Below are 25,884 nucleotides of genomic sequence, written 5' to 3'. Positions count from 1 at the left end.
AAATAAGAGTAAAAAATAGGTATTTTGAATGCCTTACTCTTTCTTATATAAGCCAGTATGTTGTCAAAAGCTGTCTTAGAAAAACAAATGGCTGACTCGTAGGAGTCAGCCATAATATCAATCACTTAAGTGGATTAACCACCGAAGTCATCTAGTAGGATGTTTTCATCTTCTACACCAAGATCTTTCAGCATGCCGATAACAGCAGCGTTCATCATCGGTGGACCACACATGTAGTACTCACAATCTTCAGGAGCTTCGTGGTCCTTCAGGTAGTTTTCGTACAATACGTTGTGGATGAAACCAGTGTAACCGTCCCAGTTGTCCTCTGGTTGAGGATCAGACAGTGCACAGTGCCACACGAAGTTTTCGTTTGCAGCCGCTAGACCATCGAAATCTTCAATGTAGAACATCTCACGCTTAGAACGTGCGCCGTACCAGTAAGACATCTTACGAGTAGACTTAAGACGCTTAAGTTGGTCGAAGATATGAGAACGCATAGGCGCCATACCTGCACCACCACCGATGAATACCATTTCGTTGTCTGTGTCTTTAGCGAAGAACTCACCAAATGGACCAGAAATCGTACACTTGTCACCAGGCTTAAGAGACCAGATGTATGAAGACATCACACCTGGAGCTACGTCTGGGTTGTTTGGCGGCGGAGTCGCGATACGAACGTTCAACTTAATGATGCCTTTCTCTTCTGGGTATGAAGCCATTGAGTAAGCACGGATTGAATGTTCTTTAACGATAGACTCGTAACGGAATAGGTTGAACTTATCCCAGTCACCACGGTATTCCTCAGGAATATCGTAATCTGCGTATTTCACGTGATGTGGTTCAGCTTCAATCTGAATGTAACCACCCGCGCGGAACGGTACTTCTTCACCTTCAGGGATTGCTAGTGCAAGTTCTTTGATGAAAGTAGCTTCGTTGTTATTCGAGATAACAGTACATTCCCACTTTTTAACACCAAAGATATCTTCGTCTAGTTCAATCTCCATGTCAGTTTTCATAGCAACTTGACATGCAAGACGTTCGCCTTCGCGAGCTTCGCCTTTTGTGATGTGATCAAGTTCAGTTGGTAGGATGTCGCCACCGCCAGACTTAACTTTTACACGACACTGACCACAAGAGCCACCGCCACCACAAGCAGAAGATACGAAGATACCAGCACCCGCTAGGGCACCAAGTAGCTTGCTACCAGGTTGAGTAACGATCGCCTTTTCAGGGTCGCCATTTACTGAAATAGTGATGTCACCTGATGGTACTAGCTTAGATTTAGCGAATAGAATCACTAGCACTAAAGCCAATACAATAATGGTAAACATCGCTACGCCAAGAATAATGCTTTGCATTTGTTATTCCTTATTACTGGGTGCTTACCCTACAGTTGAACACCAGAGAAAGACATAAAGCCTAACGCCATCAGACCAACAGTAATGAACGTGATACCAAGGCCACGTAGACCAGGAGGTACGTCAGAGTACTTCATCTTCTCACGGATACCCGCAAGAGCAACGATAGCTAACATCCAACCCACACCAGAACCGAAGCCGTAAACAACAGATTCAGCAAAGTTGTAGTCACGAGTTACCATGAAAGATACACCACCAAAGATTGCACAGTTAACTGTGATCAGTGGAAGGAAGATACCTAGTGCGTTGTACAAAGGTGGGAAGAAACGGTCTAGAACCATCTCTAGGATTTGTACAAGTGCCGCGATAACACCGATGAATGCGATGAAGTTAAGGAAACTTAAATCGACACCTTCAACAAGCGCGTTTTCTTTCAGAATGTTTGTGTAAACAAGGTTGTTCACAGGAACAGCGATTGTAAGTACTACAACTACCGCAACACCAAGACCAAAAGAAGTTTTAACTTTCTTAGATACCGCTAGGAATGTACACATACCTAGGAAGAAAGAAAGCGCCATGTTTTCGATAAAAATCGATTTAACTAGCAGACTAATATAATGTTCCATGACTACCTTACCCCTTCGCTTCTACTTGCTCTGGTTTGAACGTACGAATCGCCCAAATCAAGAAACCAATTAGGAAGAATGCAGAAGGTGCTAGAAGCATCAAGCCGTTTGGCTGATACCAACCACCGTTGCTCACTAGAGGTAGTACTTCCATACCAAATAGTTTGCCAGAGCCTAGAAGCTCACGGAAGAAACCAACAGTGATAAGAACGAAACCGTAACCAAGACCGTTACCAAGACCATCGATTAGAGATGGGATTGGCGCAGACTTCATTGCGAATGCTTCAGCACGACCCATTACAATACAGTTAGTAATGATTAGGCCTACGAATACAGATAGCTGCTTAGAGATATCGTATAGGTATGCTTTTAGCACTTGGTCTACCACGATTACTAATGATGCGATAATTGCCATCTGAACGATGATACGCACACTGTTAGGAATGTGGTTACGGATTAGAGAAACGAAGAAGTTAGACAGAGCAGTAACAAACATTACCGCGATAGTCATAACAAATGCTGTTTCTAGCTTAGTGGTTACCGCAAGAGCAGAACACACACCAAGAACCTGTAGCGCGATTGGGTTGTTATCCAATACTGGCGCTAAAATGCTCTTTTTAATTTCTTTTGCACTAGACATTAGTTCAGACCTCCGTCACGAACTTTTGCTAGGAACGGACCAAAGCCCATATCACCTAACCAGAAGTCAAATGTATGTTGAACGCCAACACTGGTCAGTGTTGCACCAGAAAGGCCATCAACACCGTGCTCAGTACCTTCAGGAGCACCACCTTTAACTACCTTGATAGCTGGCTTGTGGTTTTCGTCGAATAATTTCTTACCAACGAATTGAGCACGCCAAGTTGGGTTCTCAACTTCACCACCAAGTCCAGGAGTTTCACCTTGCTCGTAGTAAGTGATACCAGAAACTGTGTTGCCATCAGTTTCTACCGCAACGAATGCGTACATCATTGACCATAGGCCGTTACCGTGAACAGGGATGATAACTTTAGTAGTTTCAGCACCGTCTTTCACTAGGTATACAGTACCTGTGTTAGCACGACGAAGGATCTTAGCGATGTCATCTTCAGCTGAAAGCTTGATTGACTGAGCTGGATCTTTTGCCGCTTTACGTTGGTCGTATGCAGAAGCATCACCGTCAACGAAATCACCAGTAGCGAAATCAACTAGACGAGGTTCGATGTTCTCTGCGTACAGCGCTGGGATGTCACCTTCAAGGTCAACACCTGCAACTTCTAGGATCTTAGTTTGCTGATCCAGAACCGCGTTAGCTTGTTGCTTAGGTTTAAGAACAACTGCAGCTGTTGAAACGATGATTGAGCACACTAGGCTCAATGCGATAACAACAAACAGCGTCTTTTTAATGCTATCGTTATTACTTGCCATAGCGAGCTAGTCTCCGCTTAATGTTCTTCTCGATTACAACGTGGTCAAACAGAGGAGCAAATAGGTTTGCGAATAGAATCGCAAGCATCATGCCTTCTGGGTATGCAGGGTTAACTACACGGATCATTACACACATTGCGCCGATTAGGATGCCGTACCACCACTTACCTTTGTTGGTAAATGAAGCTGATACAGGGTCTGTCGCCATGAAGAACATACCGAATGCGAAGCCACCTAGAACTAGGTGCCAGTGCCAAGGCATGCTGAACATTGCGTTAGTATCAGAACCGATCACATTGAATAGCGTAGACACAGCAATCATACCGATCATTACACCAGCAATGATGCGCCATGAAGCGATACGCATGTAAACGATCATCGCTGCACCAATCATAAGTGCTAGAGTCGATACTTCACCGATAGAACCTGGGATGTTACCAATGAACGCATCCATCCAAGTGATTGCTTCACCAGATACTGTGTTCACTAGCGCGCTACCGCCGCCTTGAGCCCATTGGCTAAGCGCAGTTGCACCAGAGAAACCATCTGCAGCAGTCCAAACTACGTCACCTGAAATCTGTGCAGGGTATGCAAAGAATAGGAACGCACGGCCAGCAAGCGCAGGGTTTAGGAAGTTACGACCTGTACCACCAAAGATCTCTTTAGCAACAACAACACCGAAGGTAATACCTAGAGCTGCTTGCCATAGAGGAAGTGTTGGCGGAACGATAAGCGCAAACAGGATAGAAGTTACAAAGAAACCTTCGTTAACTTCGTGCTTACGCACCATACAGAACAGAACTTCCCAGAAACCACCAACGATAAATACCGTTGCGTAGATAGGTAGGAAGTAAGTCGCACCAAGTAGCATCTTACTGCCAACACCCGCATCGGCTCCTAAGGAGGCGCCAAGCATTTGAGTTAGCCAGTAGTGCCAGTTACCATCGATTACAGATGCTAGCTCAGCGCCTGCGTACATGTGGTTAAGTGCAGCGATAGCTTGGCCACCCGCGTTGTACATACCCCAGAACATAGCTGGGAATACCGCGAACCAAACCATGATCATGATACGTTTTAAGTCAACGCTATCACGAACGTGCGAGCTTTTCTTTGTGATAAGACCTGGCGTGTAGAACACTGTAGCCGCTGCTTCGTAAAGCGCGAACCACTTCTCGTGTTTACCACCTGGCTCAAAATGATGCTCGATGTCTTCAAGAAACTTTTTAAGGCCCATGAAAATTACCCTTCCTTCTCAATCGTATCTAGGCATTCACGAAGTAGTTGACCGTACTCGTACTTACCTGGGCATACAAAGGTACACAATGCCAAATCTTCTTCATCTAGCTCTAGCGCACCTAGTGCTTGTGCACTATCAACGTCGCCTGCACATAGATCACGAAGCAGCAATGTAGGTTCCATATCTAGAGGCATTACGCGCTCGTAGTTACCGATTGGAACCATTGAGCGATCACTACCGTTTGTAGTCGTTGTCATGTTGAACAACTGACCTTTAAACAGGTGACCAAGGAATGAACGAGTAACAGAGAACTTGTTCTTACCAGGCATAGCCCAGCCGAATAGCTCTTTATCACGACCTTCACGTAGAACAGAAACTTGCTGATGGTAACGACCGAGGTAAGCATGTGGACCGGTTGCTTGTGTACCAGTTAGTACAGAACCAGAAATCACACGAACTTCGCCTGGCATTAGCTCGCTGTCTGTCAACTCTTCAAGGCTAGCACCAATTTGAGTACGAACTAGACGCGGGTTGTTTACTACTGGACCAGCCAGAGAAACAACACGATCAGTGTAAAGCTCACCAGTAAGGAAAAGCTTACCGAATGCGATAACATCTTGGTAGTTAATGCTCCACGCTACGTTTTCTGCATTTACCGGGTATAGGTAATGCATATGCGTACCTGCAAGACCTGCAGGGTGTGGGCCATCAAAAACATGTTCTTCAACGTTAGACTGAGCTGAACGAGGTAAGCTAGTACCTTTTTTACAAACGTACACTTTACCGTTAGTCAGAGTTGAAAGAATATCTAAACCAGCAACGAAAGCATCAGACTGCTCGTTAATGATTAATTCTGGCTCAGCTGCTAGCGGATTTGTATCCATAGCAGTTACGAAAATAGCCTGAGTTTCAGAATCAATTGCTGGAACCTTGCTGAACGGACGAGTTCGCAAAGCGGTCCATGAACCAGACTCAACTAACTGAGCTTTAACCGTTTCACGGTCAAGATCTGCTAGTTGGTTAGCTTCATAGCTATTGAACGTGATTTGCTCATTGCCTGCTACTTCAATCACTAGAGATTGAAGAACACGCTTAGCACCACGGTTCACTTCAATAACTTTACCGCTTGCTGGAGAAGTAAATACAACACCTGGGTTCTTTTTATCTGCAAAAAGAACTTGGCCTTTCTTCACTTCATCACCAACGCGAGCATGCATCGTAGGACGCATACCAACGTACTCTTCGCCAAGCAAGGCGACTTTAGTGATGGACTTACCATCATTAATCACCTGGGATGGAGTTCCTGCGATAGGAAGATCCAAACCCTTCTTTATTGTAATCATACGCACTTGCACTACTTTATCGGGAAAAAGATTCTTTTAATTGCGTAAATTCAGGACGTTTTAAAATCGCCCTTAGACACGACATTACAGTGTCCGGTTTTGGTAAATTTGAGATACCAAAATCGCAACATTATCTTAATAAAATTCTCACACAAATCATGTGAGATTTATCAGGTGCCGTATTCTAGCATTTTTTGGCATCTTGATGCCATGACCAATAACTTGAATAGCACGTTTATTTGGTGAGAATTGAAGCATATGGACTCTTAAATATGTATAAATTTGACGAGCCGCACAGATAAATTGGCTTTTGAAAGGTGTTTTAAACAAGAGATTAACACTCTGTCACAAACTAATATTTTATGAGTTATGTTGAAACACTGTTAATAAAAACACTACTCATTGTAGGTATTTTTAGACGTTTAATTTGCCATCAGTTTGAGTGATATAACGGCAAGAAACAGATAATTTGGGCGATAAAAAAGGCGGCATAGCCACCTCTTTTTATATGTATTAAATCTATTACTTGCCCCCACCCATACACATTGGGCTGTCTGGCACGTTATCTAGCTGCTTCAACCATTCATCTTTTGTATAAGTGTGAATAGATAAAGCGTGAATATTGTTCGCTAGCTCTTCTGAAAGTGCTTTATTTACCGCTCGGTGACGAGCAATAAGACGTAAACCTTCAAACGCATCGCTCACAACAATCACCTTAAAATGACTCTCAGAACCAGCCGGAACATTGTGCATATAGCTCTCATTAATCACGTTCAAGTGACTTGGTGAAAACTCATTGTGCAATTTTGTTTCGATAACTTCTTGGATCATTGTGATTCCTTAATAACGGGTTGGCATTATCTGTGGGATGAGTATAAACCCTAACAAGGCTACTGTCTGAGTATTTAATAACGAACAGCATAGGTTTAATCGAGTTTTCCCTATCTTGTTCAGCTCGCATTTGAGACAATATCTTTGTTATTTCTCACATAAGTATCCCAAGTAATGAAAACTGAACTTACCCTTCACGATAGAACCTTGACCTTACATCGTTTCCCTAAACGTTCAAATGAAACGCTTCAAGCTTGGGATGCGGGCGACGAATACATTATTAACCATGTTGAAGAGATGAACCTTGAACCTGGCAAACACATTCTGATCTTAAACGACAGCTTTGGTGCCCTATCCGCTTGGTTCTCAAAAGATCACGATGTGACCATGATGAGCGACTCGTTTATCTCTCATCGTGGCGGCCTGAAAAACTTACAGCGTAATCAGTGCAATCGCGTCAACTTTTTAAACACCATGGATGATATCCCTCACGGTATTGATCTGGTACTGATGCAGCTACCAAAAACCAACCGCCATTTGGTGTGGCAACTAAGCCAATTGCGCCAAGCTTTACCTGAAGGCTGCCAAGTGATCGGTGTCAACAAGGTAAAAGAGATTCACACATCAACGCTGAATCTGTTTGAAAAGTACTTGGGTGAAACCAAAACATCACTGGCGAAGAAAAAGCACCGTCTGGTGTTCTCATCTCCAAACTGTCAGCCTATTCACAAAGTTGAACCATTCGTTGAGTGGGACGTTGATGGTGAAGATATCCGCCTGAAAAATTTACCAAATGTTTACTCAGGGGAAGCACTCGATCAGGGCGCTCGCTATATGCTAGAGCATATCCCTCAAGATCCAGAGTTACGTCATATCATCGATCTTGGTTGTGGTAACGGTGTACTGAGTGTTAAAGCTGGTCAACTGAATCCGCAAGCTCGTATTACGTGTGTCGATGAAAGCTTTATGGCCGTAGAATCAGCGCGTCAAAACGTAAAAGATAACCTTGGGGAAGAAGGCAACTTCCAGTTCATTGCTAACAACTGTTTGGACGGTTTTAAGAAAAACAGCACATACCTAGTGTTGTGTAACCCTCCATTCCATCAACAGCAAGCGATTACTGATCACATTGCATGGCAAATGTTCTGTGATGCAAAGCATGTTCTTAGCAATGGAGGCAAATTAATTGTTATTGGCAACCGACACCTCGGATACGATGTCAAACTAGCAAGATTATTTGGTGAAGCGAACGTTGAAACGCTTGAACTAAACCAAAAATTTGAGATATTACAAGCAACAAGAGAACCTGCTAATTTTAACAAATAGGCAGTAGACTGCTTTATAAGAATTTAAAATACCGAGCTTCTGGTGTGAATTTAGAAAGGATAAAGGAATGAAAAAACTGATTTTGGCTGCTTCTATCATGGCTTTGACAGCATGTTCAGCCCCTCAGCAAGAACAGATCAATGTAATGCCAGAAGCTTCACTAAGCTCAAGCAACCTAGTACAAGGCAAAACCTACACACTAACCAGTAAAGATGTTCGCGCTGCTCAGTATGTTGCACTTGTTGATAGCGGCCGAGCAAACATTCAGCCAATTCACGCTAAGCAAAACATGCGCATTTCTCTAGAAAACGCTATCGCACAGCAATTTGAGTCTCAAGGCTTTCGTGCCAGCGTCAACAGCGAAAACTCTGTTGTTTTAGAGATTCAAGAAGCTTTAGTTACCGTAGAACACACCATTATGGAAAACCAAATGGACGGTAAAGTAACGCTTGAAGTTACGGCTGAAACACCAGAAGGCAAACTGGTTAAGACATTCAATGGTACAGCAACTCGCACTGGAGCATTAAGCGCATCAAACGACGATATCGCAATGGTACTTAACGATGTTATCGACTTAGTGCTTAAAGAGATCGCTAATGACCAAGAACTGCAAACTTACATGAAGGAACGTTTCTAATGGGTCGTATTCTATCTTCTATCGCACTCATGTTAGTGAGCGTAAGCGTGTGGGCTGGCCCTAAAGTGAATGTGGAGACGACGCTAGGTAACTTCACAATCGAGCTAAACCAAGAGCAAGCACCAATTAGTTCTGAGAACTTTCTTAAATACGTAGCAGACGGTAGTTACGAAGGCACTATCTTCCACCGTGTTATTCCTGGTTTTATGGCGCAAGGTGGGGGCTTCAATCAAGACATGCAGCAACAAGCAACGTATGCTCCGATCAAAAATGAAGGTAGCAATGGTCTGAAAAATGACACAGCAACCATCGCAATGGCCCGCACTAACGCACCAGACTCTGCAACTCGTCAGTTCTACATTAACTATGCAGACAACGATTTCCTAAACGCGAAAGGCGGCAACCCGGGCTACGCAGTATTTGGTAAAGTAACCGAAGGCTTTGACGTAATTCAAAAGATGGCGACCATTCCAACTAAAAGAATGGGTCGTATGGCAGATATCCCTGCTGATCCAATTGTCATCACGAAAGTGACCCTTCTTAAGTAATCTAAAGCAACGCCCTTATTTCTTGAGGGCGTTTTTCTATACAAGGACGACCTATGTCATTAGGCACCCCCTCTCTTTCTTGGATGCAAACTTTCCGAAGCTATCTCGATAAGCGCTTACTGTGGGTGTTCATGCTCGGCTGCTCAAGCGGCTTCCCGTGGGTTCTTATTGGCTCCAACATGTCTGGCTGGCTTAAAGACGCAGGTTTAACCCGTGCAGCAATTGGTTACTTTGGTAGTGTATTTGCCGTATACGCCATTAACTTTTTGTGGGCACCTCTGGTAGACCGAGTCAAATTACCGGTACTTCACGCGATACTCGGCCAGCGCCGCAGTTGGATATTTTTCTGCCAATCTATTGTTTTAGCTGGCACCTTATTAATTGCTGGCGTCAATCCTGCTGAGAATTTGGCGTTTACCTCAATGTTAGCGCTCACTATTGCCATTGCCTCAGCCACTCAAGACATCGCAATTGATGCATTTCGTATCGATACCTTCCCAAAATCAGAAGCTTCAAAACTACCACAAGCCTCTGCAATGGCTGTCGTTGGTTGGTGGACTGGCTACTCTCTACCTGGTTACCTTGCCTTTATTAATGCAGATTCTATTGGATGGAATGGGGTGTATTACGGCATGGCTGGTATTGTCGCTATTCTAATGCTATTCACATTACTCGTTGGGGAACCTAAAACTCGACGTGATAGCTTACAAGCAGAAGCAGAGCTTCGCCATAGTAAAATGGTGGGCAATCCTGTTGTGGTTTGGCTTACAGTTACAGTCGCAGAACCTTTTATTGACTTCTTCAAGCGTAGTGGTTTCAGAGTCGCTTTAACCTTAATACTATTCGTCTTCCTATTTAAGATAGGTGAAGCCTTCTTAGGAAGAATGTCGATCACCTTCTATAAAGAAGTCGGATTCTCAAATGAACAAATCGGTTACTACTCAAAATTAATTGGTTGGGGACTCACCATGCTATTCACATTAATTGGTAGTATGGTTAACGTAAAATTCGGCATAGTTAGAGGGTTAATGATCGGCGGTATAGCGATGGCGGCCAGTAATTTAATGTTTGCTTGGATTGCTCATGTAGGCCCGAATGAGCCGCTATTTCTTGCTACTCTTATGGTTGATAATTTTACTGCTGCTTTTTCAACGGTGGCCTTCGTTTCATTTCTTACCATGGTAACTGGTCAAGCTTTCTCTGCAACGCAATATGCTTTGCTTGCCTCTTTAGGGAATTTAGGACGCACAACACTGGCTTCTTTCAGTGGTGAGTTGGTTGATTACCTCAATGATTGGTCAACCTTCTTTATACTGACTGCACTGATGGTGATTCCAAGTTTGATCATGCTCTATTCGCTGCGCCACTTTTTCGCAGATTTACTAGAAAAAGCTAAAAACAACCACGAATAAGAGAAAAAGAAAACAGAATAAAAAGAGGGTAGCATTGCGCTACCCTCTCTTTTTTACTGTCAGTCACTCTAGGAGCACAATTAGTCCGTCGTATCACCCGCGATTAAGTGAAAACCGACGTCCATCGAATCATCAATCACCACCACTTGATTCAACACTCCATTAGCTAATGGTTGTCGCTACAGAATCCACCTCGACAATAGATAATTAGCCAGCAATAAGAATGTCACAGAGCAAGTTCCCGCTGTAAAAAAAACCGTTCACGCAATCTTTGAGTTTCGTACAAATAACTGTCTCAAGAGTTCTGTGACAGAAAAAGCAACCATGTTCAAATTCCAGACGACTCATCACGTCAGTCGTTCATCAATTGATTCCACCACCATTACGAAGTTGGTTAAAAATAGATCAGGAAGTGGGTTTATATGAGGAGAGATTTATCCGCTTTTAGAGAGAAAATTACATAGAAAGGAATACTGTTGATTTTGATATGCATGTCACTCTATTCAGTAGAATCGTTTGCTTAGAGCAGTAATTCACCAATTTATCCACAAAATAATCGAATTTCAAAAAATCAATAGAATCAGTGGTGCATCAAGATGCATTTCCATCTTAAAGTTCCATCATTTAGATCATTAGTGTGATCAAGTTCACCTTAATAATTGCAATTTTCATCGCTTCTCACTTTTATTTGAGAACAAAATCGCTATTATGCTCGGCATTCGGACATCATAAACACGCACGGATTAGCGGGTTACTTATTTCAAACATAGAGAGTTCCATTATGCGTAAATCACTTTTAACTCTTGGCCTACTTGCAGCAGCTTCTGCTCCAGTAATGGCGGCTGATTATTCTGACGGCGACATCCACAAGAACGATTACAAGTGGATGCAGTTCAACCTTATGGCTGCAATCGATGAGAAAGGCGCTGGCCCAGAGTCAACTCACGATTACTTAGAAATGGAATTTGGCGGCCGCTCGGGAATCTTTGATCTTTACGGTTACGTTGATGTATTCAACCTAACTTCAGATCCAGGCAGCGACAAAGCTGGTGAAGAAAAAATCTTTATGAAGTTCGCACCTCGTATGTCTCTAGACGGACTAACTGGTAAAGACCTTTCTTTCGGTCCAGTTCAAGAACTTTACGTTGCATCTCTTATGGAATGGGGTGGTAAATCTGGTGTAAATAACCAGAAGATCGGTCTTGGCTCTGACATCATGGTTCCATGGTTCGGTAAAGTTGGCCTAAACCTATATAGTTCTTACTACGGTAACGACAAAGACTGGAACGGTTTCCAAATCTCGACTAACTGGTTCAAACCATTCTACTTCTTCGAGAACGGTTCATTCATCTCTTACCAAGGTTACATCGATTACCAATTCGGTATGGAAGACAAGGCTGGTAACAAGTTCAACACTAACACGTCAAACGGCGGTGCTATGTTTAACGGTATCTACTGGCACTCAGACCAATTCGCTGTTGGTTACGGCTTGAAGCTATACAAAGACATCTACGGTTTTTCAGATGGTGAAGCACTCCCATGGACTCAAACTGTTGACTCTTCAGGTGTAGGTCACTACCTAGCAGTAACTTACAAGTTCTAATCGAACTTCTAAGAAAGTTTCTAAAATGGCACCCTCGGGTGCCATTTTTTATTGCTTTCATTTAATGCCTCGCTATCCTTGCAGCATCACTTTCTTATCTCGGTATTGCTGTGAACATCACGATTGTTGGGCCTGGGGCCATCGGCTCTTTATGGGCGATAAAACTACTTCAAGCGGGTCATAATGTGTCTTTGTGGAGTCGTACCACTTATAACTCAATTGACTTATCGCTTGATGGACAAGCTTCCCTTTCATTCAGTAACAACAATATCGAAAAGCTATCTGCGAGTGACTTAGTGATCGTCACGGTCAAAGCTTGGCAAGTAGAAGAAGCAACCACTCCGTTACTTCAATATCTCGACCCTGATACCATTCTTATGTTCATGCACAACGGAATGGGAGCAGTAGATGAGATAGCCACTCAGATTGATGCTCATCCGATAGTATTGGCAACCACCACCCAAGCAGCATTCAAACCTGATCGTAATAGTGTATCTCACACTGGTGCTGGTCAAACTCAGTTAGGGGCTTTTAATCAAGCTGGAAAGAAATGCACCTTCTTAGTCGATGTCCTTAATCACGCATTGCCTAACGTCAGCTGGAACCCAGAAATACATACCGCTTTGTGGACCAAACTCGCAATCAATTGTGCAATCAACCCGCTAACTGGCCTTGAGCAAATCAAGAATGGAGAGCTGTCCGAACCACGCTTTGGTAATACTCTAACCGCAATCATTGAAGAGCTGACGCAAGTTATGCAGGCAGAGGGCATTAGTTGCTCGTTCGACGAATTGGAAACTAACGTCAACAAAGTTATTCAAGCGACGGCAAAGAATAACTCCTCTATGAAACAAGACATGTTCTATCAAAGAAGAACCGAGATAGATTTCATTACTGGCTTTCTAATAGAGACAGCACATAAGCATCAAATCGACGTTCCCGTTAACCAAACACTCCTCACGCAAGTCAAAGAACAAGAAAGTAGCTGGAAGAAACAAGATTAGCCTGCGCCAATCAATAAGTCGCGATAAAATAATGATACAGCTCAGCATAACGCTGGCACCAATTTCCCAAGATTTAGGTAAGAATAGATGCTTGATATCAATCACATCCGAGAGCAGTTCCCTGCGCTATCACAAACCATCAATCAGCAACCACTGATTTACTTAGATAGCGCGGCAACCACACAAAAACCTCAGGTAGTTATTGATGCCATTAGCCAGTATTACTCCAAGCAGAATGCCAATGTTCATCGTGGTAGTCACAGCTTAACCGCGCACGCCACCAGCCAATTTGAAGCCGCTAGAGACAAGGTCGCTCAGTTTATTGGCGCTGCCTCATCGAAAGAGATTATCTGGACTCGCGGAGCCACCGAAGCACTCAACCTTATCGCTCAAACCTACGCTAGAAGTACCCTTCAACCAGGCGATGAAATTCTAGTGAGCGAAATGGAGCACCACGCTAACATCGTCCCTTGGCAAATCGTGGCAGAACAAACTGGTGCTAAGGTCATCAAAATCCCGATGACATCTGACTGTGAGTTTGATCTTGCCGCTTTTGATGCTGTGTTGACGGAACGAACCAAGATTGTTGCCCTAGCTCAGATAACCAATGTGACGGGTTCTCGCCAGCCGATTAAGCAAGTTATCGAAAAGGCACATGAGATGAACGCCGTGGTTGTCGTCGATGGCGCACAAGGTATCGTTCATGAACCTGTAGATGTTGCCACTTTGGGCGCAGATTTCTACGTATTCTCTGGGCACAAACTCTATGCCCCAGCAGGGATTGGCGTACTTTACGGCAAACTGGAATTGCTTGAAGCGATGCCGCCATGGCATGGCGGTGGCAAAATGGTTGAACGCGTCTCTTTTTCTGGCACCACGTTTTCTGAATTGCCTGGTAAGTTCGAAGCAGGCACACCAAACGTAGCAGGTGCTATCGCTTTAAGTTCAGCAATCGAGTGGTTAAATCAGTTTGAACAACAAGACGTGGAAGATCATATCCACCAGCTACAACACAAAACTTATCAAGCACTCAGTCAATTGGACGACATCCAAATACTCGGTTATAAGCCCAATTCAAGCGTCATTACTTTTGTGATGGATGGCGTTCACCATCAAGATATTGCGACGTTACTCGACCAACAAGGTATTGCCGTTCGCGCTGGTCATCACTGTGCACACCCATTAATGGATGCACTCAAGGTAAAAGGAACCGTGCGAATTTCATTTGGCATATACAACAACATGGATGATGTTGAAAAGCTCGTAGCGGCGATAGAAAAAGCCGTTGATATGCTTTAGGGGATGGCGAGATTCCCTATTACGCTCCTTCGTCGCTTTAGGGAATGACGAAACACCGTTAGAATTCGTCATTCCAGAACTGAGGAACGAAGTATCTGGAATCTCTAATAGCAATACTATCCAAACGAGATTCCTTATTATGCCTCTTCGTCGCTTTAGGGAATGACGAAATACAGTTAGAAATCGTCATTCCAGAACTGAGGAACAAAGTATCTGCAATCTCTTTAAAACAATATTGTGAAAAAGTATTGGGACAGTTACGAGCTAGCGAGGTTCTTGATTTGCTCAACAATCGCTTTAAGTCCGTTTCCTCTGGAAGGGCTCAAATGCGTAATCAAGCCAATCTCGTCGAAATAGCCATCAATGTCGAACGCTTGAACTTGCTCTGATGTTTTACCGTCATATGCCGCCATTACTAATGCTATAAGTCCGCGTACAATACGTGCGTCTGAATCGGCACAAAAGTACCAAACACCGTCGATATTCTGCGAAACTAACCACACCTGGCTCTCACAACCAGATACCACTACCTGCTCACTTTTCAGCTCATCAGGCATTACTGGCAGTTTCTTACCCCATTGAATTACTTGACGGTAACGGTCTTCCCAACCGTTGAAAGCCTGCATTTTTGCGACAATATCATCACTAGTAATTTCGTTGCCAAATGGAGAGCTCGGGAATGACATCATTTTTATATCCAGTAAATTCTTAGTAAACGTACAGTAACGAGTTACTTACTGTGCTTTTGAATGATCTTTTCTACTATGCGCGAAACAGCAACAAAGCCAAACGTCGCAGTTACTACCGTTGCAGCACCAAAACCGGTCGCGCAATCCATACGTTTTGGACCTTCGGCTGTCGCTTTCGCAGCACATACACTGCCATCCGCTTGAGGATATTTAAGCTGCTCAGTCGAGAACACACAATCGATGCCAAACTTACGCGCAGGATTCTTTGGGAAGTTATGATGACGACGAAGTGTGTCTTTTAGTTTCTTCGCCAACGGATCTTGAATCGTCTTAGTCAGATCCGCCACTTTAATTTGCGTTGGGTCGATTTGACCACCCGCGCCACCAGTGGTGATCACTTTGATTTTGTTGCTGCGGCAATACGCCAATAGCGAAGCCTTAGCCTTCATGCTATCGATCGCATCCAATACAAAATCGAACTCTTTCGACAGGTATTCAGCCTGATTGTCAGGACCGATGAAATCGTCGATCAGGTTAACTTTACACTCAGGGTTAATCAGCTTAACACGCTCGGCCATCACTTCGATTTTGCTCTTACCGACCGTGCCTGACATTGCATGAATCTGACGGTTAATGTTCGTCACACACACATCATCCATATCGATCAATGTCAGCTCACCCACGCCAGTACGCGCAAGCGCTTCAACCGCCCATGAACCAACGCCACCAATACCGATCACACACACATGTGCCGCTCTAAGTATGTCGACTTCACTATTACCATACAGGCGACGAGTGCCACCGAATCGTTGGTCATAGTTTTCTGAAGCTGGAGTAGTCAATTCACGCATTGTTGCCGCCAATTTATTTCTGAGAAAAAGAAAAGAGTGCGTTTTATACGCACTCTTGAATAAAAAGTCTAGGGGATTAGCGATTCGCTTTCAATGCCCTATTCTATTGTCGTTTACTCGACCTTTTCAGGTGGTAAAGCCCAAGGCGCTTCAGTCGCACTGCCATCTAAGCCCAATTTCCACACTCGACCAAAATGCTTGTAGTGACCCGCTTCAGTACCTGCACGTGGCCCCATACCGTGGTAAAGATCCAAGTGGTTTTGCTTAACCGCACCACCCGTATCTAAAACCAGTAACAGTCTTAGTTGGTGTGCTCCACTCCAAGTACCGTCGGCATTTAGTAGTGGTACTTCTGCAAGAATCGGCGTTCCCATTGGCAAGATAGAGCGATCACCGGCGACTGCAGCCATTGGTAATAGAGGGATTCCTGCGCTGCCCATTACCGATAGGTCATCTCTTGCTTCAAAGAATACGAAAGATGGGTTTTGTTCTAACAGCTCTTTAACGACTTCTGGATCATTCGCCAACACCCACTCTTTGATCGCTTTCAACGACATCTTTTCGCGGGGAACCAAGTCTCGTTCGATCAAAACACGACCAATACTCACGTAAGCTTTGTTGTTTTTTCCTGCGTAAGCAAAATACTGCAAGGTATCGTCATCACCAAAATGCACGAAACCGCTGCCTTGTACTTCCATCATAAACGGGTCGATACGGTTGGCAGCGTAGCCAAGCTCAAGTCCTTGACCTTCTAATGCGCCATTGTAGATATCTTCACGGGTTGGACACTCTTTATCGCACTCTGGCAGTCCATACACCGGGTAACGGTATTCTTCATTCGCTTCATAGCGCAGTTCCATTACTGGAGAGAAATATCCTGTGAAAAGCACATTGCCCTGCTTATCTCCACCACCAAGCTGAGCCGTTTGAACCCCAAAGTTTGCGAGTTCACTTGGGTCACCACTTAGCATCGCCCACTCATTAAGTTGCTTGTATAGCGGCTCGTAGATTTTCGCCATCGATGGTGATCGAGACACAACCATCTCAGCTTGCTCAGCAAATGCCGTGTAATCTCTTGGTTTATTAGACTCCACTACATCGACCTTATTTAAGGTGCGAGGAAATTCATCATCAAGATGTTGTTGAGCGAGATCGGTGGGTTGAGCACAGCCAAATAAAACAGTGGCAGCGACAAGGGGAAGCCATTTTTTAATCACAAGAGTCATCCTAAAAATTCTATTCATCGAGGATGACAAAAACGATCAGATAACACAATCTTAGTTTGTAAGAGTTTACAAGAAGATAACCTATCGGACGGAGTTATCAGTGTGGCCTTTTAAACGAAAGACGGGATTGTAATGACTCTCTGAATCCAGCGTCATTTCTGTGTTGTCAGAATTGGTCATTCGGAAGCGGTACGTTTTATCTCCCGCTTTATACTCGAAGTAGTTGCCGTCAAATTCAAAACTGGTCGCGATAATCGATCCAGCGACAGAAACCCCATTGGCATTCAACACAAACTCATCCGTCGCATAATGAGCCACATCTTGCTCAATCCAAGTGCCATAAAGCAAATGATTTGGCGTTGCAGCCTCTTGCAAGCGAGTGATGACATCACCATAAAGCGATACGACAGCAAACGAACCGACCAGAGCCAGCACCATCAGGCAACGCTCTATGATCTTGCGCTTCAATGGAGATTGGTTGCGCTGTTCAGCCTCACTGTAGAGGCCTTTAGTAATCTCATCGATTTTATTCTTTTGTGCTGAAGCTTGTGGCATTCGGTTACTACTCATGAAGATGCTGTGCGCATTCTACACTGAGACACTTTATATAATGAAGCCTAGATGAGAATTGTTTGCGCTTTATTCCAAAAAGATGTTGTTTAAATTTGAATTTAAATGCTAAATTATCGAATAAATAAACAAAATGGATTTGTTCTGTGAAACTAAGAAGTACTGCGCTAGTAAAAGGCTTTAGACAATCAACCCCCTATGTAAACGCACACCGTGGCAAAACCATGGTCATAATGCTGGGAGGCGAAGCCGTTGCCGATAAGAACTTTGGTAACATAATTAGTGACATCGCTCTGCTCCACAGTCTTGGAGTAAAGATTGTTCTCGTTCACGGTGCAAGACCACAGATCAACCAACTGCTAGCAAAACAAGATTGCCACACACCCTATCATAAGAACATTAGAGTCACCGATGAATATGCTCTGGGTGTGGCTATGCAGGCTGCTGGACAGCTTCAACTAGCCATCACCGCACGTCTTTCAATGAGCTTAAACAACACGCCAATGGCGGGCACTCAACTCAACGTGATGAGTGGCAACTTCATTACGGCACAGCCGCTGGGAGTTGATGATGGCACCGACTATTGCCATAGCGGGCGTATTCGTCGAATCGATATCGAAGGGATTAATCGCACACTCGACCAAGGATCTATTGTATTGCTTGGCCCGATTGCTAGTTCTGTAACAGGCGAAAGCTTTAACCTGCTTTCTGAAGAGGTTGCAACCCAGGTAGCCATTCGTTTAAAAGCCGACAAGCTTATTGGCTTTTGCTCTGAGCAAGGGGTGACAGATCAAAACGGCAATGTGCTCGCCGAGCTCTTTCCTAAAGACGCTAAACTCATTCTAGAGCGCTTAACCGAAAGTCAGAATCCAGTTGAAGACATGAGCACCGGGACCATGCGCTTCCTAAAGGGAGCAATTTCCGCTTGTCGTGCGGGCGTACCTCGTTGCCACTTAATCAGCTACAAAGTGGATGGCGCCCTGATCCAAGAGCTGTTCTCTTTCGATGGTATTGGAACCCAAGTTGTGATGGCGAGCGCCGAGCAAGTAAGACAAGCTCAGATTGACGACATTGGCGGCATCTTTGACCTTATTCGCCCTCTTGAAGAACAAGGCATCTTAGTACGCCGCTCTAGAGAACAGCTAGAGCAAGAGATCCACCGATTTACCATTATTGAAAAAGATGGGCTGATTATCGGTTGCGCGGCACTTTACGCATACCCTGAAGATCATATGGCGGAGATGGCTTGTGTAGCTATCCATCCTGATTATCGTGATGGCAACCGCGGGCAAATATTACTGGACTATATGCGTCATCAATCGAAGTCTCGAGATATCGACCAAATTTTTGTGTTAACCACACATAGCCTGCATTGGTTCCGTGAACAAGGGTTTTACGAGATTGGAGTTGATGAGCTACCGATGGAAAAACAAGGCCTATACAACTATCAACGTAACTCAAAAATCTTAGCGTTAAATGTGTAAACAAAGTTTTGGACTAAAATCTCACTTCACAGGAAAAATAATTGCAAATGTAATCGTTTTCTATATGAGGTTTATTAGGTATGCACTTTAACTCACAAACAAAATTGTTTAGAATTTGGTCGCTTTAACAAAATAACAAATGTTTTTATTGGAATGACCACCTCGACCGCCCTATGACACAAATCATTTGAGCGAATCGACGTGGTTACTGCACGGATTGCTATACCCGTTAACGATCAGCAGGCGCTTGATGCTCTGGTCGTTGATATAAACAGCAAAAAGAGCAACATTGATATGAGAACCATTGTTTGTAACTCGCTGCAAAGTTTTTGGGATATGGCTGATAACCAATTCTTAGAAGGGCTAGACGTTCACTGCGTGTTCCCTGTGAGCGAAAATCTAAAAGAGTTTATTTTGAATTGCCAAGCAAAATACAAGATAAACCACATATCGTTTACTCGAGCGTTTTTAGGCACTGATTCCTAGCACGCTCAAAGCAACCAGGGATGGTTGCTTTGTACATGTACCTCTATCACCTTTAGCTAGTTAAGCGGCTTCCTAAACCACTCACTCGCTCTGTTTTCACCTTAATTCCACGCTTTAATACGTTAGTATCACTGAACATCATCAGTCGTTTCTTCGCACGCGTAATACCTGTGTATATAAGCTCTCGCGTCAAAATTGGGCTGAAATCTGGCGGCAGGATCATTAAGGTCAGATCAAATTCACTGCCCTGCGATTTGTGAATCGTCATTGCATAAGCCGTTTCATGATCTGGTACTCGGCTTGGTAGCACCGCCTTTACGCTGCCATCGGGCAACTCAAAATAAACCTTCAATCTAGGTGCAGAGTCAGAGTGGCTTGAATCCGATTCAAGCATGCAGATACCAATATCACCATTGTATAAACCCAAGCCATGATCGTTACGCGTTACCATTACAGGTCGCCCGTGATACCACAATTCATCATTGTGTGGATTCACTAAACGCCTTGCGGCAAGCGCTCTTTCAATTCTGTAGTTGAGGCCTTTAACACCAAAATCACCTTCACGAATAGAACACAACAGTCGACATTGGCTGAACAAATCGAGTACCGATTTGGCTCTCGCTTCTTGAGTTTCTAACTCTTCCAACGGTACATTCATTCTATTGAGATATGCACCATACTCATTAACCAAGGTACGCAGCATCAAGTTATAGCTGTCACTCGATAGAGGATGGTTCTCAATATCGCCAAACCCTTTGGCAAACACTTGGTCTACTTGATTCGCAGAGCCGTTATTGATTGCTTTTGCCAGCTGACCAATACCAGAGCGGGCATCGAAACGGTAACTCTTCTGCAGCATACATAGGCTGTCTGCAATCGCCGGAGGATTAACGACTCCCGCTTTTGTCTGCTGTGAATTGGCTATCGCATCAAAGCCTGTCATCTCCGCAATCAAGTTGCCTTGCGCGCTGCTATAACCAGCAGAGTTAAACGAACAGATGTCACCTAACACTGACCCAGCCTCCACGGAAGCCAGTTGGTCTTTATCCCCAAGCAGAATCAGCCTTGCGTGGTCAGGGAGCGCATCCACCAGCTTATACATCATTGACAGATCAACCATCGACGCTTCATCCACCACCAAGATATCAAGGTGAAGTGGATTACGTCGGTTATGTCTAAACTCAGCACGGTTGGGAATCGCACCGAGCAATCTGTGTAAGGTGCTTGATTCCGTTGGTATGTTGGCTTTTACTTCAGGCGCTAATGGCAGTTGCTCAATCGCTTTACCGATTGATTCAGTTAAACGTGCCGCCGCTTTACCCGTTGGTGCCACGAGCTTAATCGTTGGGATTTTACCTTGGCTTAGTGATTGCTCGACCATCGCCGACAATAACTTGGTTACCGTGGTTGTTTTACCGGTACCCGGCCCTCCGGAAATCACCGCAAAACGACGACTCAGTGCCACCGCTGCCGCCACTTTTTGCCAGTTCAAACATGCTGATAGCGGTACTAAACCATCTAGAACATCTAAGTCCGTTACCTGCTTCACTTGGACGATCGCTTGGTCGATTGCCCCCCAATTCAGAGATTGCTCATCGACAATATCAAGATGATCACACACCAGCTGTTGACGTAATACCTGAGACGTTTGTTGATTTGCTTCAGCCTTGGCTAAGGCATTAAACAGAAAGTGATAACTGCGCGTAAATAGCTGATTGAGGGTTTCCGTCAGCGCCTTTTTCTGTTCAATATTGAACTCTACCGGCTTACTTAAACGGTTTAACGTGTCTGCCAGCACAACCTCGTAGTTCCAGTAACGCTGTAAGTAGACACGCTGCCCATCAAACATCAGCGGCTTAACACAGTCATTGGTTGCTCCAACTAAATTGGACGATTGAAGTACCGCCAACCAATCAATACCTAACAACTTTTGATTCAATTGCAGAGCCGTTTCACCGTACAACCCAAGTAACTGAGCTAGATCTGCCGTTTGTTCGTGGCCAGTCGTGTGCTGCTGTATCAGCTGAGTACAAATATGCCCTTTGCCTAATTCATGGCTCACTACCCCAGCGAGAAAGCCGATCTCTTGAGGGTAGCTCGTAGCTTGCTGAGCAATAAAACGAGCAAATTGATAATCCAACTGACGAATAGAACCCTTATCCGCAAGAAACTTGAGTACATCCATAAGTTGCTCAGGAATAAGTGAAATTGGCTTTGCTGTGTTCGCAGTATCTATGCTGGTATTAGTGGTCGTTGTTGTCATTATAAAAGCCCCATCTGTCCAGTTTCATCGTCATTCAATTGTGCTGAACGTCTGTCTATCACTTTTCCGTCAATCAATTGATCCATTTCATCAAGTAAAGCCAGCGTTGGTTTAGCGGAGAAAATACCTTGCTGAGATTGGCCGTCCATTCCTCGTAAAAACAAATAGTACACGCCACCAAAATGTTGTTCGTAGCTGTAATTGGCAACACGACTACGCAAAAAGCGGTGCAGCGCCAATGCATAGATTTGGTATTGCAGATCATAGCGATGGTCGGCCATCGCCGATTTCAATGCTTCACCATGGTAGACGGCAACATCATCTCCTAAGTGGTTCGATTTCCAGTCGAGTACATAGTATTTACCTTGATGCTCGAACACCAAATCGATGAAGCCTTTCAACATGCCTTGCACGGTTTGAAAACCTAGGTCGCCCGCTTTAGCCGATAACGGATCGTGATATTGAATGGTTTGATTCAATTCAGATGCAGCCAACACTTCGATTGGCAGTAAGAACTCCATCTCAACTAAGCGTTGTGTTGAGTCTTTCTCGCTTAGTTTTAAGTTCTTGCCATCCAATGCGGTGTTCAGCACCGTATCAACCAGTTGTTGAAGCACAGGTAGCCACTCTAATTCGTATTGCTCTGACTCTAATAAGTGAGTGATTACTTGCGTGTTGTGTTCGCTGGTTGCTGGCTCGGTAAACTCAACTTCCTCAAACAAGGTGTGCAAGAAAGTACCCGGACGAGCACCACGAGGGAACGTAAAGATAGAGCGTTCAGGTTCAATCAACTCAGACTCATCCTGCTCATCTGCCGAGTCAATATCAAAACCAGACACCTCAATGGTCGCGTCATGACTCGCACCGTGACTGCCTTGCTTTACAAGCCCCGAGTAACTGGTGATACGCCAAGCCCTGTCGATTGAAGCCTTGAGTTCGTTCGCATATAAGTCTTCACTCACTTGCTCCGTTTGTACAAACACTTGCTCGTGAGCGGTTGGTGTTTCGGCTAGCAGGACCCTTGAGTTCTTACTCTCAATGGCTGCAAGAGCCTGATGCAATTCGGCAATACCTTGCTCTTGACCATTTTGAACCAAATAGCCCATCGCACTCAAATGCACGCCGGTAGGCTCTTTGGTTGAACGCCCTTTACGCAGTGGTGCCATGCCAATGAAACAGCCATAAACGGCACGAGTCAGCGCTACATAAATCAAACGCAGGTCTTCCGCGAGTCGCTCTTTATCCGCTTGGGCTAAAGCACTATCACTACCGGTAATATCCAGTACTGTGGTGTCTGAATCATGGTCGTAGAATTTGCCTTCGCTCGCTTCTCGGTAACTCGCAACAAATGGCAGGAATACTAAGTCATATTCCAAACCTTTCGACTTATGGATAGTAACGATTTGAACCAAGTTTCTCTCTGATTCAAGGCGTTGAATATCATCTTCACTACCGCCTAAACCATTTTGTGCATCGGAAATCGCTTCTGCCAACCAACGCAACAAACCATAGTCGCTGTCGAGCTCTTGTCTTGCCTGTTGCAGCAATTCACCTATGTGCATCAAATCAGTGAGTGAGCGCTCACCATTGTCTTCTTCCAGCAAGCGTTCCGCCAAATGTCGCTTGCTGATCACGCTGCGAAGCATTGGTAACACGCCACGCTGAAGCCACAACTTACGATACTCACGAAATTCGTTAACAACGTTTTCCCACACCACTTCATCATTGTTGAGTTCATCCAATGAAGCCGCATCCAGAGCGAACAACTCAGAGGCCAAGCTCGCGCGCAATGCACGGTCGTTTTCAGGGGTCAGCACAGCTTGTAGCAAGCGTTGAATATCTTGGGTAATCAAGCTGGTGAATACACTGTCTCGGTTCGAAAGATACACACTTGCAATGCCTTGTTCAGACAGCGCGTTCTTGATCAGACGACCTTCACTACCAGTTCTAACCAAGACAGCAATATCGCCCGCATTCACGGCATGTTGTTTTTTGCCGTTATCGAAATAGGCTTGCTGGTTTTGAGAAGCGGTCAGAATGGTTTGAATTTGACTCGCCGTCGCCTCAGCCATTGCCTTGTGATATTCGCCCTTAGGTAACGGCTTATCTTCAGCCTCTTGTAGCCAAAAGGTGAGTGCGTGCTGAGTTTCTCCGTTCATCACCCATTGGCGTTTGTCGGCTGATGGACTGGCAGCAACAGGCAAAAATGGTATGTCTTGGTCGTAAATAAACGGGCTATCCGAGTTCATAAACACTTGGTTTACTGCACTAACCATATCCGCACTTGAACGCCAGTTAGTGCCTAAGGTGTAGTGAGCACTAACTTGGTTTCTCGCTTTGATATAGGTAAAGATATCTGCGCCACGGAAGCCGTAAATAGCCTGCTTCGGGTCACCGATCATAAACAAGCCGCACTGCGGATTATCGAGATAGATTCGGCTAAAAATACTGTATTGCAGTGGATCGGTATCTTGGAATTCATCGATCATCGCAACCGGGTAGAGTGTGCGAATTCTTTCCACCAGCAAAGATTGTTCATCGACATCAATCGACGCGGATAACTGAGTCAACAAGTCATCAAATGATAACCACTGCTTCTGCTGTTTTGCCTTGGCTAACATAGTTCGACAGTGAGTAATCGCATGCGCTAATAACGGAGCTTTCAAGTCGGCAGGGTTATTTAAGAAATCTTCAATCGCTTCAAAAACAGCATGCTGAGGCGCAGTGCCTTTCGGTGTTTTCTCGATTAGAGTGGCTTGAGAGAACTTCTCTAACTTGTCTGGATATTGATAATCATGGGTATCACTTTGCGCCCATGCCGTCACCGCCTCTAACCATGTCGGCAGAGACTTCTTGGTGTAACTGCGCTTGTTCACATCAGAACCTGAGATCAAAGCCAAAAAGTCCGCTTCGGATTCACACCACAGCGCTTTAAGTTGCTTCACTTTATCTAGGTTTTGGTTGTGCAGAGTTTGCAAATCCCCCGACATCGCGTCGACGGTTAGCTTCAATGGAGAGCCCGTCAGATAACGATTGACGTCTGCTAATAATGCAGCCGGTGAACCCCAGATATTACGAACCTCACCAGCCAGTTGAATCGGCAGCGGGTAAAACTGCTTACGCCAGTAGTCAGCTACCACTTGCGCTTTTAGGTGACTTTCATCGGTCACAAATTCATTATCAAAGCGGCTTCCTGACTCGAAGGCATTTTGAGTCAACATTCGCTGACAGAAGCCGTGAATGGTGTATACCGCAGCTTCGTCCATTTGCCTTTCCGCATTGAGCAGTGTTTTTGCAGCGCCAGCGTGGTCTTCGATCTCTTGCAGCAAAGGAGCAATCACTGGGTCGTCACTTTGCCCGCGAGCAAACGCAATCCGAGCATCATGGATTCGAGCACGGATACGGTCACGCAGCTCTGCGGTTGCTGCTTCGGTAAAAGTCACGACTAGGATTTGATCTACGGTCAGTGGCTCGTGATGTCGGGTAGCTTCCGCGAGCTCGCCTTGTGGTGCTGCCGTGCCGTGTCCGAGCAGTAAGCGTAAGTACAAGCCAGCGATGGTAAATGTTTTACCGGTACCCGCCGATGCTTCAATTAAACGCGCGCCATGAAGTGGAAACGTCATGGTATTGAGTGTCTGTGGAGCAATTACCTGAACACTGCTTGTGGTCGTCATGCCTTAC

22 protein-coding genes are annotated in these 25,884 nt (G+C 44.7%); 9 read left to right on the top strand and 13 right to left on the bottom strand.

From position 1 onward, the window contains the following. Positions 1–134: 134 nt before the first annotated feature. From nqrF to bolA, 7 genes are all read right to left on the bottom strand, one after another. Complete coding sequence (gene nqrF / locus OCV52_RS03525) at positions 135–1,361, bottom strand: NADH:ubiquinone reductase (Na(+)-transporting) subunit F (RefSeq protein ID WP_063522726.1); 1,227 nt, start codon at positions 1,359–1,361, stop codon at positions 135–137. Positions 1,362–1,390: 29 nt separating this feature from the next. After that, a complete protein-coding gene (gene nqrE, locus OCV52_RS03520) occupies positions 1,391–1,987 on the bottom strand; it encodes an NADH:ubiquinone reductase (Na(+)-transporting) subunit E (RefSeq protein ID WP_004737621.1) in 597 nt (198 codons plus the stop codon). A 7-nt stretch (positions 1,988–1,994) separates the two neighbouring features. Next, a complete protein-coding gene (locus OCV52_RS03515) occupies positions 1,995–2,627 on the bottom strand; it encodes an NADH:ubiquinone reductase (Na(+)-transporting) subunit D (protein WP_102423849.1) in 633 nt (210 codons plus the stop codon). Continuing rightward, the gene (locus OCV52_RS03510) at positions 2,627–3,394 is read right to left on the bottom strand and encodes a Na(+)-translocating NADH-quinone reductase subunit C (RefSeq protein ID WP_102423848.1); all 768 of its coding nucleotides are present in this window, start codon (positions 3,392–3,394) and stop codon (positions 2,627–2,629) included. The genes OCV52_RS03515 and OCV52_RS03510 overlap by 1 nt, the downstream gene beginning before the upstream one ends. Further along, positions 3,384–4,628, bottom strand: a complete 1,245-nt coding sequence (locus tag OCV52_RS03505) for an NADH:ubiquinone reductase (Na(+)-transporting) subunit B (RefSeq protein ID WP_032551421.1) — start codon at positions 4,626–4,628, stop codon at positions 3,384–3,386. The genes OCV52_RS03510 and OCV52_RS03505 overlap by 11 nt, the downstream gene beginning before the upstream one ends. Positions 4,629–4,633: 5 nt before the next feature. Next, on the bottom strand, positions 4,634–5,974 hold the full coding sequence (locus tag OCV52_RS03500; protein WP_102423847.1) for a Na(+)-translocating NADH-quinone reductase subunit A: 1,341 nt from the start codon (positions 5,972–5,974) through the stop codon (positions 4,634–4,636). Positions 5,975–6,496: 522 nt separating this feature from the next. Next, a complete protein-coding gene (gene bolA / locus OCV52_RS03495; protein ID WP_004737616.1) occupies positions 6,497–6,805 on the bottom strand; it encodes a transcriptional regulator BolA in 309 nt (102 codons plus the stop codon). A gap of 174 nt (positions 6,806–6,979) precedes the next feature. Here bolA and OCV52_RS03490 point away from each other — a divergent pair, with 174 nt between their 5' ends. The 7 genes from OCV52_RS03490 (at position 6,980) to csdA (ending at position 14,634) form a co-directional block, all read left to right on the top strand. After that, positions 6,980–8,131 carry a methyltransferase gene (locus OCV52_RS03490; RefSeq protein ID WP_105024445.1) on the top strand — a complete coding sequence of 384 codons (1,152 nt, stop codon included), beginning with the start codon at positions 6,980–6,982 and terminating at the stop codon, positions 8,129–8,131. A 67-nt stretch (positions 8,132–8,198) separates the two neighbouring features. Next, positions 8,199–8,768 carry a YajG family lipoprotein gene (locus tag OCV52_RS03485; protein ID WP_004737614.1) on the top strand — a complete coding sequence of 190 codons (570 nt, stop codon included), beginning with the start codon at positions 8,199–8,201 and terminating at the stop codon, positions 8,766–8,768. Then, positions 8,768–9,316: a peptidylprolyl isomerase gene (locus tag OCV52_RS03480; RefSeq protein WP_102423845.1), complete on the top strand. Its 549-nt coding sequence runs from the start codon at positions 8,768–8,770 to the stop codon at positions 9,314–9,316. Before OCV52_RS03485 ends, OCV52_RS03480 begins: the two co-directional genes overlap by 1 nt. Before the next feature lie 53 nt (positions 9,317–9,369). Then, positions 9,370–10,728, top strand: a complete 1,359-nt coding sequence (locus OCV52_RS03475; RefSeq protein WP_137407357.1) for an AmpG family muropeptide MFS transporter — start codon at positions 9,370–9,372, stop codon at positions 10,726–10,728. A gap of 781 nt (positions 10,729–11,509) precedes the next feature. Next, a complete protein-coding gene (locus OCV52_RS03470) occupies positions 11,510–12,331 on the top strand; it encodes a nucleoside-specific channel-forming Tsx family protein (RefSeq protein ID WP_102285238.1) in 822 nt (273 codons plus the stop codon). Between the two features lie 110 nt (positions 12,332–12,441). After that, positions 12,442–13,335, top strand: a complete 894-nt coding sequence (gene panE / locus OCV52_RS03465; RefSeq protein WP_137407358.1) for a 2-dehydropantoate 2-reductase — start codon at positions 12,442–12,444, stop codon at positions 13,333–13,335. An 87-nt stretch (positions 13,336–13,422) separates the two neighbouring features. Beyond that, on the top strand, positions 13,423–14,634 hold the full coding sequence (csdA, locus tag OCV52_RS03460) for a cysteine desulfurase CsdA (protein WP_137407359.1): 1,212 nt from the start codon (positions 13,423–13,425) through the stop codon (positions 14,632–14,634). A gap of 257 nt (positions 14,635–14,891) precedes the next feature. Here csdA and csdE read toward each other — a convergent pair whose 3' ends face one another. From csdE to OCV52_RS03440, 4 genes are all read right to left on the bottom strand, one after another. Next, positions 14,892–15,323, bottom strand: coding sequence for a cysteine desulfurase sulfur acceptor subunit CsdE (csdE, locus tag OCV52_RS03455; protein WP_137407360.1), 432 nt, complete (start codon positions 15,321–15,323; stop codon positions 14,892–14,894). Positions 15,324–15,364: 41 nt separating this feature from the next. Further along, on the bottom strand, positions 15,365–16,174 hold the full coding sequence (gene tcdA / locus OCV52_RS03450; RefSeq protein ID WP_004737606.1) for a tRNA cyclic N6-threonylcarbamoyladenosine(37) synthase TcdA: 810 nt from the start codon (positions 16,172–16,174) through the stop codon (positions 15,365–15,367). 113 nt (positions 16,175–16,287) lie between these two features. Continuing rightward, positions 16,288–17,400, bottom strand: coding sequence for a murein transglycosylase A (gene mltA, locus OCV52_RS03445; RefSeq protein WP_137407361.1), 1,113 nt, complete (start codon positions 17,398–17,400; stop codon positions 16,288–16,290). Positions 17,401–17,481: 81 nt separating this feature from the next. Then, positions 17,482–17,955, bottom strand: coding sequence for a DUF2850 domain-containing protein (locus OCV52_RS03440; protein ID WP_004737604.1), 474 nt, complete (start codon positions 17,953–17,955; stop codon positions 17,482–17,484). Between the two features lie 161 nt (positions 17,956–18,116). Between OCV52_RS03440 and argA the strand changes: the two genes are divergently transcribed. After that, positions 18,117–19,454 carry an amino-acid N-acetyltransferase gene (gene argA / locus OCV52_RS03435; RefSeq protein ID WP_137407362.1) on the top strand — a complete coding sequence of 446 codons (1,338 nt, stop codon included), beginning with the start codon at positions 18,117–18,119 and terminating at the stop codon, positions 19,452–19,454. Positions 19,455–19,748: 294 nt separating this feature from the next. Further along, positions 19,749–19,940: a hypothetical protein gene (locus tag OCV52_RS03430; protein WP_008223046.1), complete on the top strand. Its 192-nt coding sequence runs from the start codon at positions 19,749–19,751 to the stop codon at positions 19,938–19,940. 52 nt (positions 19,941–19,992) lie between these two features. On the opposite strand, the gene recD is transcribed toward OCV52_RS03430, so the two are convergent. Further along, positions 19,993–22,203, bottom strand: a complete 2,211-nt coding sequence (gene recD, locus OCV52_RS03425) for an exodeoxyribonuclease V subunit alpha (protein ID WP_137407363.1) — start codon at positions 22,201–22,203, stop codon at positions 19,993–19,995. Continuing rightward, a complete protein-coding gene (recB, locus tag OCV52_RS03420; RefSeq protein WP_137407364.1) occupies positions 22,203–25,877 on the bottom strand; it encodes an exodeoxyribonuclease V subunit beta in 3,675 nt (1,224 codons plus the stop codon). Before recB ends, recD begins: the two co-directional genes overlap by 1 nt. Positions 25,878–25,884: the final 7 nt, after the last annotated feature.

Origin of the sequence: Vibrio chagasii, assembly GCF_024347355.1 — a bacterium.
Taxonomy (GTDB): Bacteria; Pseudomonadota; Gammaproteobacteria; order Enterobacterales; family Vibrionaceae; genus Vibrio; species Vibrio chagasii.
This window is presented reverse-complemented; position numbering and strand designations above follow the sequence as displayed.